We start from the raw sequence: 13058 nt of genomic DNA on the forward strand, positions 1-13058 counted from the left end.
CAGGAAAAGTGAGCAAGAAACTGGTGTGGGCGGGTGTAATTATTCTCGGGTTGTGTCTTCTGGTTAGCGGGTGTGTCGCTCAAGCAACTGAAGATGACAAACCAGTACCGAAGGCCGAAGTTGGTTCTATTGTTTCCGCTCACATGGTAGATGATCAGACAGGCTGGCTGCTTACAGAAACGTCCGCCTTCAAGACTCACGATGGCGGTCTTAAGTGGACAGACGTTACGCCAGCATCTTTTGTGGGTGTCAGTGATATTAAAGCTGGCTTTATTGATGACATAACAGGTTGCATTGCTTTGTTTAAGGAGAATGCTTCAAACTTGGAAATGCTAAAAACCGGTGACGGGGGTCAAACGTGGACTACCTTTAGTATTGAATCCCGGGAGGGGCAGATGGTGCCTTGGCCGGCGGCGCTTACTTTTACCGATAGCGACCATGGTTGGCTGGTGACCAGCTACGGCGTGGCTATGGGGTCAAACTGGGTAGATGTTTATGTTACCAAAGACGGAGGCCAATCGTGGCAGCTGGCCGCCAGCGGCAACCCCACCAGCAGCCGGTTTAGCGGGCTACCCCTAGGTGGCCTCAAGACGGGACTAGGCGTTGCTAACAGCCAAAAAGCTTGGCTAACGGGGTTTTCTTATGCTGATGGGGTTTGGCTGTATAATACGGGCGATGGCGGCCAAAATTGGCGCCCGGTAAAATTACCTGTAGATCCTACCTACAGTACAGAGGGTGGGTCAGCACCATCATGGCCACCGCTGTTCGTAGACGACCATAATGGCTTTCTTCCGGTTACATTTGGTGGCAACGGCTTTGCTGTTTTCTATCGTACTCGTGACGGGGGCAACACCTGGGAGCCAACAGTTCCTGTGCCAGTAGTAGAGCACCAACCGGTATGGAGTTTTGCAGACAGTGAACATGGCTTTGTGGCTGATGGCAATAAGCTGTACGCAACCGGCAATGGTGGTCAATCTTGGCCGTCCATGGATCTTGAATTGACCGATGTTACCCAGTTGAACTTTATTACTGCTGAGAAGGGTTGGGCCGTGGCAGAGGGGAAACTATTTAAGACTGCCAACGGTGGTCGGACTTGGGTACAAGTTACCAAGTAGTTGTGGATGTAGGAGAATTTATAGCAAAACTAAAGCTTCTGTAGCTAAGAGCCGCCTGCCCAGGCGGCTTTTGGCTGGGGCGGGCCTAATGGAGCCCCATGCGTTTATTTACGAACTCTTACTATAGTACCGTTGTTGGCGGCAATTAGCTTGTCCGGGGCGATGCGGACCAAAGAATTGTCTGACCCGCCGCCGGTATAGACCACGTCCTTTTCCAGCACTTTTGGGTCGATTAAGAACCGAGCCTTGTAGCCGAACGAAGGTACGCCACCACAGGGATAGCCTGACTTAGCCAGGATCTGCTCGGGGGTAGCTACCTTTGGGGGAGCGATACCCAGGGCTTTTCCCACCCGCTTGGTGCTGACCCGGTCTTCACCTTTAACAATGGCTACAATTAGATTGCCGTCGGCATCGATCAAACAGATGTTTTTCACAAAGTCTTCCGGTTTAACCTGAGCTGCTTGAGCGGCTTCTTCCACCGAGTGACAGGACTGTTGGAAAACCAAATGATCGGCCTCGATGCTACCACTGATAATGTAATTTTTTAATTCTTGAGCATACCGGTCCAAAATACCCGTCCTCCTTTACTTCGTTTATTTTGGAACCTAATTGACAACAGGAGCTTTAATGCTCAGAGTGCGTAAGTGGTATTGACCAAGTTAATTAGTCAACTTTGGTCAAACATAAAATTATTTTAATTCCAATATCAGACTCGTTAACGAAATAACATATTATTTTATTGCTTATTACCCCCAATTATGATAAGCTCAATTCATATAATACTCACATTTATGTGCGTCACCTTATTATAACGAAAGGGGGGCACCCATGGCTAACCTAAAGCGCACGCCTTTGTTCGAAATCCATCGGCAGTTGGGCGGTAAAATGGTACCGTTTGCCGGTTGGGAAATGCCGGTTCAGTACTCTGGCATTATCGACGAAACCAAGGCGACGCGTACCAAAGCAACTTTGTTCGATATTTCCCATATGGGACAGATTCTGGTTACCGGTTCCGATGCTGGGCAGTTTCTCCAGCACATGGTTACCAATGATGTAGCCAGGCTAAGAGACAACCAGGCCCAGTATGCATTCTTATGTAGGGAACACGGCGGTACTGTGGACGACATTTTAGTTTATCGGCTTACAGACAGCAGGTACCTGTTGGTAGTCAACGCCGCTAATGCCGATAAAGATTTCGATTGGCTAACCGAACAGAGACAGGGCAACGTACAGGTAGACAACTTGTGTGCAGTTGAAGGACAGCTGGCTCTGCAAGGACCGGCAGCGATTGAAGTATTGAGCAAACTAACTGAAGCAGACCTGGGTAGCATCAAATATTTTCGGTTTCTACCGGAGGTGGAGGTTGCAGGGGTAAAGTGCCTGGTCTCCCGGACAGGCTATACCGGCGAAGACGGTTTTGAAATCTATTCCGGCCGCAAGCACCTGGCCCTGCTTTGGGAAGCACTTCTGGATGCGGGTAAGACTGTCGGACTTATTCCGGCGGGATTAGGTGCCCGCGATGTGCTTCGCTTAGAAGCTGGACTGCCTTTATACGGTCACGAACTGGATGAAGACATTACTCCGCTGGAAGCGGGACAGGATTTCTTCATTAAGTTGGGTAAAGAGGAGGACTTTATCGGTAAAGCTGCCCTGCAGGAACAGGTAAGCGCCGGGTTGACACGGCAACTGGTAGGGTTTGAAACCCTAGAGCGGGTTATTCCTCGTAGCGGCTATGATATTTACCATCAGGGTGATAAGATGGGACAAGTAACTTCCGGATCTTTTTCGCCCACACTGGGTAAGGTTATAGGGTTTGGTTTCGTCAAGCCTAAGTGGAGTACCACCGGCACTCAAATAGAAATCCAAGTTCGGGGCCGCATGGCCAAGGCTCAGGTTGTTCCACTACCATTTTACCGGAGGGAGAAATAATGTCAAAAATACCGGAAAAACTACTCTATTTAGAAACCCACGAATGGGTGCGGTTCGAAAACGAGAAGGCCTATGTAGGCATCACTGATTATGCCCAGGATCAGTTGGGTGACGTGGTTTTCGTTGAGCTTCCGGCGGTGGGAGAGGAGTTTCAAGCGAAAAGCGGCATTGCCGTGGTAGAGTCAGTTAAGGCTGCATCAGATATTTATGCTCCGATTTCAGGGACTGTAGTTGAAGTAAACGAAGCCTTGGAGGATAATCCGCAGCTTGTTAACGAGGACCCCTACGGCGAAGGGTGGATGGTGGTTCTTACCGTTGACAATGAGGAAGAAATAAAGGCGCTCTTGTCGGCTGAGGACTATGGCAAGATTTTGGAAGAGGAGGCCTAAGGATGGGTTGGCATTACCTGCCCCATACTGACGATGAGCGGGCAGCTATGCTTGAGACTTTAGGGTTAAATACAGTAGAAGACCTATTTATCGATATCCCAGACCAGGTACGATTTGACCGCGAACTGGAATTGCCTGCTCCTTTAGCAGAACCAGAACTGTATGACCACATGTACGCCTTGGCGGCCAAGAATGCTAACTTGAACGATTATGCCACTTTTCTTGGGGCCGGGGTGTACGATCATTATGTCCCCAGTGCCGTCCGACAAATTTTAGCCCGTAACGAGTTTTATACTGCTTATACCCCGTACCAACCAGAAACCAGTCAAGGTATCTTACAGGCTATGTTTGAATATCAAGATATGATCTGTGAATTGACCGGCATGGATGTGGCCAACGCTTCGTTATATGACGGGGCTACAGCAGTGGCGGAAGCCGCTTTGGTAGCTGTGAATTCGACTCGAAACACAGAGATAGTGGTAGCCGATACGGTAAACCCGGCTTATCGCACGGTGCTGTCCACTTACGTAACGCCCCAAGGATTCACTGTTAAGGAGTTGCCGAATGCAGACGGGGTGTTAGATCCGGGTACAGTAGTCGATAATCTCGGTCCGGAAACGGCCTGCTTGATTGTTCAGACTCCCAACTTCTTTGGGATCTTGGAAGATATCACGGCGCTCGCCAAGAAACTGGCGGATCACAAAGCCGTGCTAATTGTGGTGGCCGATCCGATCGGCTTGGGTTTATTAGAACCGCCTGTGCAAGCAGATATTGTGGTGGGAGACGGCCAAAGCTTAGGTAATGCGCCCAGTTTCGGCGGACCGTTGCTGGGATTTTTGGCGGCAAAACAGAAGCTGGTTCGGCGGCTGCCAGGGCGAATTGTTGGGCAAACAACTGACAAAGAAGGGAACCGGGGTTTTGTTCTAACTTTACAGACCCGTGAGCAGCATATTCGCCGGGAGAAGGCCACATCAAATATTTGCTCCAACCAGGCCTTGAATGCTTTGGCTGCTGCCGTGTACATGACTTTGATGGGTCCTCAGGGTTTGCGCCAAGTGGCGGAACTGTCACTTAAAAAAGCGCACTATGCAGCCGACAGAATTGCCGCTGTACCGGGTTTCTCGCTGGCGTTTGACCGTCCGTTCTTTAAAGAGTTTGTGATCAAGGCTAACCGACCCATCAGCGAAATAAACCAAGCACTGCTGGGCCGGAATATTATCGGTGGGCTAGATCTTAGTTGTTACTATCCCGAACTAAAAGATCACATGCTGCTATGTGTCACTGAACGGCGGACGCGAGCGGAGATCGACACGTTGGTGTCAGTATTGGAGGGGATGTCATGAGAAAAGAGAAAGCCTTGATTTTCGAACTGGGAAGCTCCGGACGCGAAGGCTTTTCCTTGCCGGCCAGCGACGTTCCCGAACAAGACCTTGCCGACCTAATTCCGCCATCATTCCTACGGGAAACTGCACCTGATTTACCCGAAGTGTCCGAAGGGGAAGCTGTCCGCCATTATGTGGAGCTGTCGCGCCGCAATTTTGGCGTGGACAACGGCTTCTATCCCCTCGGGTCTTGTACTATGAAGTATAACCCGAAGATAAACGAAGACGTAGCCGCCCTGCCGGGCTTTGCTCAGGTGCATCCCTATCTGCCGAAGGAGCTAAGCCAAGGAGCGCTCCAGGTGTTATACGAATTGGACCAGTATCTGTCTGAGATCACCGGTATGGATAGAGTTACTGTGCAGCCGGCTGCCGGTGCTCATGGTGAGCTCACCGGCCTGATGTTGATCCGAGCCTACCATAATAATCGCGGGGACAATCGCACCACTGTTATCTGCCCTGACTCCGCTCACGGCACTAACCCGGCCAGTGCAGCCATGGCAGGTTTTAAGGTGCTTACTATACCGTCCAATGACAAGGGTCTGGTAGATCTGGAAGCCTTAAAAGCAGCTCTGGACGAAGATGTAGCAGCTCTGATGCTTACCAACCCCAACACCTTGGGCTTGTTCGAGGTGGATATTCATGAGATCGCCAACCTGGTGCACCAAGTGGGCGGTCTACTGTATTATGACGGGGCCAATCTAAACGCTGTCATGGGTCATGCGCGCCCGGGAGACATGGGTTTTGATGTGGTCCATCTAAACCTGCATAAGACGTTTTCCACTCCTCACGGCGGTGGGGGGCCAGGCAGCGGTGCAGTGGGCGTAAAGAAGGAACTGATTCCCTTCTTGCCGGTGCCGGTAGTGGAGAAGGAGCAAGACCGTTATACATTAAGCTACGATGTACCGCTTAGCATAGGCAAAGTTCAAGGATTCTACGGCAACTTCGGTACAGCGCTCAAAGCGTACACCTACATTCGGCAGATGGGTGGCCGCGGTCTGAGACAAGCCAGCAGCGATGCGGTCTTAAACGCCAATTATGTACGACACCTGCTTAAAGACGCATATTTACTCCCGCACGGAGACGGTCCCTGTAAACACGAGTTTGTGCTCAGTGCGAAAAACTTTAAGGATAAATACGGTGTCCGAACGCTGGATATTGCCAAACGGCTGATCGATTACGGGGTGCATCCGCCTACCGTTTACTTCCCCCTTATTGTCGACGAAGCTCTTATGATTGAACCCACGGAAACAGAATCGAAGCAGACACTGGATGAGTTTGTCCAGGTGATGAAAGCGATTGCCAAGGAGGCGGCCACTGACCCCGAATCGGTGCTCAGCGCACCCCACACTACGGTAGTGGGACGGCTGGATGAAGTAAAAGCGGCCCGACATCTGGTACTGCGTCGGGAAAAGTAGAAGAACTGCCGGTTGCCTGGGATCCCAGGCAACCGGCAGCTTACTGTTATACGGCTATACCACTACTTTTTCATCGCTGTCGTTATCGAAGTTAAATGTATCGTCTGCTAGCAGCCAATCCAAAAACAGTACCAGACCATCCTGGCTGTTGGGGGCGGTTACATGGTCGGCTTGACGCTGGACTTCTTCCGGAGCGTTTCCCATGGCCACACCTAACCCGGCAGCCAAGATCATCTCAAGATCATTGTAACCATCGCCTACAGCCACGGTAGCAGAAAGGGGAATCTGTAAGTAGGCGGCCAAATATTCCACGGCCGTTCCTTTAGATACGCCCGGCGGTAATATCTCTAGTAAGTGCCGATAGGAAGAAGTGGGCTGAACGGCTGCGCCTAATTCTTGTTCTATTATTCTCTTTACCCGTCCCAGTTCTTCCGGTTCACCTAAGAAGTCAATTTGTTCCGGCCCCTGAGCGGCTGTGGCAGCCAGGTCAGGGACTATTACAGGTGAGGTAAAGGAATATTTTAGATATTCTTGGTTCCAATAAGCCAGCTTTTCTAGGTAGAGCTGGCCTTTTGAATACAGTTGGCAGGGGCAGCCGGTTCTGCGGGCAATGGAGATCAAAGTTTGAGCACTATTACTGCCTATCTGCCAGCTGGCCAGGACTTCCCCGGCCAGGGTTTGAATAAGTGCGCCGTGGTTAAGGATCAGCGGCAGGGTTAAACCTAAGTGCTGAGCATAAGGGATGGCATCGCCAAATAGCCTGCCAGTGGCAAAAGTGACTTTTAGTCCTTGAGCCCTGGCCTTTTTCACGGCTGCCTCTGTATTCGGTGACAGCTCGCTTTTGTGATCCAGCAGAGTACCGTCCAGATCCAGGACCAACAGGCGGTAACGGGAAATTGTCATCTCTTCACCTCGAGGAGTCTAGTTGTGCTTGTCCTTGAAGAAAAGCTTGCTTTAGGGCCCAAGCGACTTGCTTGGGGTCAGGTGACGACACAATGGCCGAGACCACTGATAGGCCGTCTACGCCAGTGGCGGCAACGACCGCGGCGTTGTCAATGTTGATACCGCCGATAGCTACAATGGGAATAGTTACAGCTTCGCGGACAGCGCTCAACCCTTCCAGACCGATGGCGTCACCGGCGTCAGCTTTGGTTCCGGTGGGAAAGACTGCTCCCACCCCTAAGTAATCGGCGCCATCTTGTTCGGCTCGCCGCGCTTCATCCACTGTTGAAGCAGAAATGCCGAGGATCTTATCTGGGCCGATAAGTTTCCGAGCCAGTTTGCAAGGGATGTCTTCCTGTCCCAGGTGTACGCCGTCGGCGTCAACAGCCAGAGCCACATCTACTCGATCGTTAACAATGAGTGGAACTCTGTAGCAGCGGGTAACTTCCAGCAATGCTAATGCCTCCTGCACCATATCACGCCCGCAAGCATTCTTGGCCCGATATTGGACCAAGGTGGCTCCCCCTTGGATAGCTTGTTCCACTATCTCTACCATTGGACGCCCTTTAGACAAGGCTTTGTCGGTGAGCACGTACAAGTCATATTGTATTTCCACTGGTTACACCTCCATATTCACTGAGATTTTCAAGCGGTCCCTCAAGTGCTCTGCGTTCAGGTTGTACACGGCATCGAACAGGTTAGCCTGAAAGGTTCCGGGACCATCTGCTTTTTCGGCTGCTATTTCTGCCGCTACGCCGTAAGCGGCTAAGGCACCGGCAGCGGCCAGAAACGGGTCTTGGGCCACTGCGGTCCAGGCGGCAATAACCGAGGTGGCCATACACCCGGTACCGGTGACAACAGTGAGAAGCGGATGGCCGTTATCGATGCGGACGAGCCTGTTACCGTCCGACACATAGTCATACCGCCCTGTAACCGCGGCCGTGGCCGAGTATTTCCCGGCTAACTTTGCCGCCAGCTCTGAGCGGTCTTTATCCAATGCTGTACTGTCAAGATGATCATCCGGTCTGGCGTCTACTCCGCGGGGACGCACTCCTTTTCCGGCCAGAAAACCCATTTCGGAACTGTTGCCACGAATAACCGTGCATTTGACCTGCTGCAATATCTTCAGTATCATTTCTGTCCGAAAGGGCGTAGTCCCTACCGCCACCGGATCTAAAACTACCGGAATGTTGTTTTCGTTAGCTGCCTGTCCGGCTGCTAACATGGCTTCCACTGAGTCCGGGGACAAAGTGCCGCAATTTAGCACCAAGGCCTGGGCATGCTGAGTCATGGCAGCGGCATCTTCCACTGCTCCTAGCATCACCGGAGCCGCGCCGACAGCTAAAGTGACGTTAGCGGTGACGTTTGTAACCACTAGGTTAGTAATGTGATGAATAAGAGGGTGATCTTGCCTTACTTTTTCATTTAGGTTACAGATAGACTCAATCCAGTTCATAGTTTTACCTCCAAAAAAGGTTTATCAAAGATGTTCAATTGGAGCGTGATTGGCCCAACCATGCCAGGTGGTTAGTAGGACCGTGGCCGTGTCCTATCGGGACGGACTTAGCAATAGCCGGACTGACAAGATCTTTTAGATCTGCTTGTATGCCGGCACCGCCGCCGGAGTCAGAACCGGCAATTGTGAGTACCCGAGCTAGCTTCATAGTGGGCAGCTCCTTTCGTAAAATAAGATAGTGTAAAAACTAAAGAGGAAGCCGAAAAACACCGCCTTTCCGTCAGGAAGAGGCGGTGTTTGTTTGCTCCGTCCACTTCCCTCCGCTGGCATTACCCAGATCAGGTTCCAGGGTCAAGGGATTTTATCCCTTATCTCAGCCCAACCACATGAGCTCCCCTAGGGTAAATATTTGCTTAAGTACAGTATTCTTCATTTAGAAGCAAACTCCTGCCCGGGATGGTAAAGGTTCAAGGCCAAGCCACATAGAATCAGTATGCTATGGTTAAACTAATTTTGACCAATACTAGGAATTAGTGGGGAGAAGTCAAGATATGGGCTTGTGGCAACGTCTATTTGGCCGCAAAACAAGAGCGAGCTCGAAAAGGCTTCATTTGAGTAACGATTTGGTTATTAGCCAACGGGAAAAAGGACGAAAGGGAAAGCTGTCGGCTAATCTGGAGGTTAATCTTCATACCATCTGTGACCTCTATGGTAACAGTGCCGATCTTACCATACACCGCTTTAAGGCAGGACCCAATCAAGTGCCTGGCGCTGTGATGGCCATCGAGGGCTTGGTGGAGGAAAGGTCAATTAAGGACATCCAGCGCGTGGTTCTCGTAGATAGCCTAAAAATAGGAATTGAAACTCCCAAGCCGTCAGAGTTTTACCGGCTGATCAAGGACCGGTTATTGACCAACTACAAGCTTATGGAACTATTTGATTTCGATAAACTATGTGAGAATCTAGCCTCTGGTCACAAGGTACTGTTTATCCATGGTGTTGCCATGGCACTTGATTGTGGCGTTGAGGGCTACCAGACACGGGCTATCGAAGAGCCGACGTCAGAAGCCGCTCTTCGTGGCCCCCGCGAAGGCTTCATAGAAAGCATTCGGGTCAATACAGCCATGATCCGGCGGCGGCTCAAGACGCCTAACCTCTGGATTGAGAGTTTTAGTATAGGCAAATTAACCCGGACCCAAGTGAATTTCGCTTATGTAAAAGGCCTGACCAATGATAAGTTGGTGGCGGAAGTGCGCTCTCGGTTGGAGCGAATAGATATTGACGGTGTACTAGAGAGCGGGTATATAGAGGAATTTATTGAGGATACTCCTTTTACCCTCTTTCCGTTAATGGCGCGGACAGAGCGGCCCGACTGGGTGACAGCCAGCTTACTGGAAGGTAAAGTAGCTATTTTCACCGACGGCACCCCGTTTGTCCTGCTAGGACCCATTACCTTTTTTGAGCTGCTACAGGCGCCGGACGACTATTATGAGCGGCTTCCTATTGGAGTGCTGATCCGTAATCTGCGGATTATCGCCTACTGGGTATCTATTCTCTTACCGGGGGCATATGTGGCAGTGACTAATTTTCATCACGAACTGTTACCCAGCGGATTGGCCTTAAGGATTTCTTCTACCCGGCAGGGGGTACCGTTTCCAGTGGTGGTGGAGGTACTGATCATGCAGTTGGCGTTCGAGATGCTGCGGGAAGCCGGAATTCGCCTGCCCCGAGCCATTGGCTCGGCTATTAGTATTGTGGGGGCGTTAATTTTGGGCGAGGCTGCCATCAGAGCCGGCCTAGTCTCACCGGCGGTGATTATTATCGTTGCTTTAACCGCCATTGCTTCTTTTACGGTGCCTACTTTTAACCTGGGGATTACTGGCCGGTTATTGCTCTTTGTGTTCATTGGTTTGGGCGGCACCACCGGACTGTTCGGTATACAGTTAGGGTTGCTGCTGGTATTAGTACATCTTTGTGCCTTACGTTCTTTTGGGACCCCGTACTTTGTACCCCTGGGACCCATGATGTTCACCGATTGGCGCGACGTTTTTGTCCGCACGTGGTGGTGGGACATGCTTCGGCGGCCTCATTTAGTTGGAATCCGTGAATTGGATCGCCAACAGCCGGGCCAGATGCCACGACCTGAGCCCCGGCGTAAGGATGATGATTGGTGAAACTAGCAAAAATATCTAATCGCCAATTGTTGTTCATCTTGTTTATGATGCGTACCACGGTGGTAATTGCGTTACTACCGGTTCTTACCTCCGCTGATGCTGCTCAGGATGCCTGGTTAGCCGCTATCCTAACCTTCTTTACCTCTGCGCTAGTAGTGATATTGATTGCTTCTTTGGGAACCAGGTATCCGGAAGAAACCATAATAGAATACGGAGCCAGATTGGTGGGCATGTGGCCAGCCAAGCTCGTAGCGTTAGTAGTCTTATGGGCGCTGCTGGTAATTGCCTCTACCGATGTGCGCATCTACGGCGAAATGTTGGTTACTGGCTTTCTTGGCGGAACACCGCTGACTTTTATTATCGGTGGCATGGTGTTGGTGGCCACAGTGGCTGCTTGGAATGGAATCGAGGTTATTGCCCGCATGGCCGATGTTTTGTTTCCGTTGTTTGCCCTGATGCTGGTGTTGAGCCTGGTTATGATACTGCCTTTAGTTCGGTTGCAGAATCTGCAGCCAGTGCTGGCCCGGGGGATTGGTCCGATACTGCAAAGCAGCATAACACCCACTGCCATCGCAGCTCAGTCACTGGTGCTGACTGTGCTTATCCCTTCCTTAACTGCACCGAAGCTGGCTACGCGGACGGCGCTATGGGCTCTGGCCGGGGCGTCGTTGGTATTAGTCTTGGTATCGGTAGCAACTGTCGGGATACTGGGTCCTTCACAAGCAGCCCGATCAGTCTTTCCGTTCTATGCTTTGGTAAGGTCGATCGAAGTAACTGAGTTCTTACAGCGGATAGAAGCGTTGGCCATGTTCACTTGGGGATTCGGTCTGTTTATTGGTGTCTCCACTGTTTTGTATTGTGGGGCCTACGGCCTGGCCCAAGTGCTGGGAATTGCCGATTACCGGCCGCTGGTGTTTCCCATGGCTGTAATCCAAACCACTTTGTCCGTGCAGGCGTACAAAGATGTGTTCCAAGTCCTAACCTTTTTTAAACCACGAATAGTTGGCCCCTACGTCTTGTCCTGGTTCGTTTTGTCCCTGCTTCCCCTATGGATAGCTCATCTGGTACGTACGGCCTTAGGCCACCGGAACAAGGGCAGCGGGTAGCAGGTCCATATGGAGGTGGCCGGTAATGGCATGTTGGAACCGACGTTGGCTTACGGGGTTACTTCTTCTAACCCTACTTGTTACCGGCTGCTGGGATCGGCGTGAGCCGGAATTATTGGCATTTGTTTTAGCCGTAGGCCTGGATAAAGACCCTACCACCGAAGAATACAAAATAGTGGCCCAAATTTATAATCCCCTAGCCATGGCGCAGGAAATGGGCGGTGGCGGCAGCCAAAAGAAACCTGCTTGGGTAATAGAGGCCAGAGGAAAAACTCCTTATGAAGCTCGGCAAAATCTAGCTCCTAAAAGCAGCCGGGAGCTGTTTTGGGCTCATACCGGTATTGTGCTGTTAGGGGAGAATCTAGCCCGAACGGGGATCAGGCCCGTTCTCGACTTGTTTGAGCGGGAGCGGCAGTTAAGACTGATTGCCCGGCCGTTAGTCGTTACAGGAGATATGAAAAAGATTTTAGCCAGTGAATTTCCCTTAGAAGAAACTAGTGGCAATGCTTTGCTGCGCCAAGTTCAGACCGGTCAGCTTACAAGTTCTATCTCACCGGTATTAGAAACACGGGAACTGATAAATACTCTTAGTCAACCGGGATACGAATTATTAATAGCACAGTTAAAAGGTTCCAGCGAAGATGGAGATGGAGATAGTGAAGAGGGGAGTGCAATTGATGCTCCGCCCCCTATTTACTTGGGCGGAGGAGCTGCTTTTCGCGGTGATCGTATGGTCGGCTGGCTGGATAATAGGGAAAGCAGAGGCTGGCATTGGGTAGCCGGCAAGGTACGGCGGGCCACCTTGATAGTATCGTCGCCGGTGGATGAACAGCCGGTATCGGTGGAAATTATCTGGGCCCGGCCGAGCGTGGAACCCGAAGTCAACGGTGACAAAGTTCTAGTTAAAGTTAAGGTTCAAGTACAGGGCCGGGTACAAGATATGGTTTCAGGGGCCGACGTGGTGTTGAAAGAAGAAGAATTGACTTCTCTGGAACGGCGTACGGCCACAGTGATTAAGAATGAAATAATGCTTGCGGTGCGCCGGGCTCAGGAACTAAACAGCGATATCTTTGGCTTTGGCAACGGTATTTATCGTCTGAAGCCCAAGGAGTGGGAGCGGTTGGAACCCAGATGGCCAGAAATGTTCTCC

Annotated in this window: 12 protein-coding genes, 1 pseudogene and 1 riboswitch; of the genes and pseudogenes, 8 read left to right on the plus strand and 5 right to left on the minus strand. The window is 51.1% G+C overall.

Annotation, left to right across the window (positions count from 1 at the left end; genetic code table 11):
* The first annotated feature begins 8 nt into the window (after positions 1-8).
* On the plus strand, positions 9-1115 hold the full coding sequence (locus tag GX016_06370; GenBank protein HHT71183.1) for a hypothetical protein: 1107 nt from the start codon (positions 9-11) through the stop codon (positions 1113-1115).
* 104 nt (positions 1116-1219) lie between these two features.
* On the opposite strand, the gene GX016_06375 is transcribed toward GX016_06370, so the two are convergent.
* Entirely contained in the window at positions 1220-1651 is a 432-nt protein-coding gene (locus GX016_06375) for a hypothetical protein (GenBank protein HHT71184.1), read from the minus strand.
* Positions 1652-1943: 292 nt separating this feature from the next.
* Between GX016_06375 and gcvT the strand changes: the two genes are divergently transcribed.
* From gcvT to GX016_06395, 4 genes are read left to right on the plus strand one after another with little or no spacing between them, the layout of a single operon-like run.
* Positions 1944-3044, plus strand: coding sequence for a glycine cleavage system aminomethyltransferase GcvT (gene gcvT, locus GX016_06380; GenBank protein HHT71185.1), 1101 nt, complete (start codon positions 1944-1946; stop codon positions 3042-3044).
* Positions 3044-3433 carry a glycine cleavage system protein GcvH gene (gene gcvH, locus GX016_06385; GenBank protein ID HHT71186.1) on the plus strand — a complete coding sequence of 130 codons (390 nt, stop codon included), beginning with the start codon at positions 3044-3046 and terminating at the stop codon, positions 3431-3433. Before gcvT ends, gcvH begins: the two co-directional genes overlap by 1 nt.
* A gap of 2 nt (positions 3434-3435) precedes the next feature.
* Complete coding sequence (locus tag GX016_06390; GenBank protein ID HHT71187.1) at positions 3436-4776, plus strand: aminomethyl-transferring glycine dehydrogenase subunit GcvPA; 1341 nt, start codon at positions 3436-3438, stop codon at positions 4774-4776.
* The gene (locus tag GX016_06395; GenBank protein ID HHT71188.1) at positions 4773-6230 is read left to right on the plus strand and encodes an aminomethyl-transferring glycine dehydrogenase subunit GcvPB; all 1458 of its coding nucleotides are present in this window, start codon (positions 4773-4775) and stop codon (positions 6228-6230) included. Before GX016_06390 ends, GX016_06395 begins: the two co-directional genes overlap by 4 nt.
* A 54-nt stretch (positions 6231-6284) precedes the next feature.
* Here the strand turns inward: GX016_06395 and GX016_06400 are convergent, their stop codons facing one another.
* From GX016_06400 to GX016_06415, 4 genes and pseudogenes are all read right to left on the minus strand, one after another.
* Positions 6285-7133, minus strand: coding sequence for an HAD family phosphatase (locus tag GX016_06400; GenBank protein HHT71189.1), 849 nt, complete (start codon positions 7131-7133; stop codon positions 6285-6287).
* Between the two features lie 4 nt (positions 7134-7137).
* Entirely contained in the window at positions 7138-7788 is a 651-nt protein-coding gene (locus GX016_06405; GenBank protein ID HHT71190.1) for a thiamine phosphate synthase, read from the minus strand.
* A gap of 3 nt (positions 7789-7791) precedes the next feature.
* A complete protein-coding gene (thiM, locus tag GX016_06410; GenBank protein ID HHT71191.1) occupies positions 7792-8628 on the minus strand; it encodes a hydroxyethylthiazole kinase in 837 nt (278 codons plus the stop codon).
* Positions 8629-8755: 127 nt separating this feature from the next.
* Positions 8756-8836, minus strand: a pseudogene (locus GX016_06415) (bifunctional hydroxymethylpyrimidine kinase/phosphomethylpyrimidine kinase).
* Positions 8837-8926: 90 nt separating this feature from the next.
* Positions 8927-9036: riboswitch (TPP riboswitch) on the minus strand.
* Between the two features lie 143 nt (positions 9037-9179).
* On the opposite strand from GX016_06415, the gene GX016_06420 reads away from it, so the two are divergent.
* The 3 genes from GX016_06420 to GX016_06430 all read left to right on the plus strand — a co-directional run.
* The gene (locus GX016_06420) at positions 9180-10802 is read left to right on the plus strand and encodes a spore germination protein (protein ID HHT71192.1); all 1623 of its coding nucleotides are present in this window, start codon (positions 9180-9182) and stop codon (positions 10800-10802) included.
* Complete coding sequence (locus GX016_06425; protein HHT71193.1) at positions 10799-11908, plus strand: endospore germination permease; 1110 nt, start codon at positions 10799-10801, stop codon at positions 11906-11908. The genes GX016_06420 and GX016_06425 overlap by 4 nt, the downstream gene beginning before the upstream one ends.
* Before the next feature lie 25 nt (positions 11909-11933).
* Positions 11934-13058: Ger(x)C family spore germination protein (locus tag GX016_06430; protein ID HHT71194.1), on the plus strand; the 1125-nt coding region annotated here is incomplete at its 3' end.

It is taken from the genome of Bacillota bacterium (assembly GCA_012837285.1).
Classification (GTDB): Bacteria; Bacillota; DTU030; order DUMP01; family DUMP01; genus DUNI01.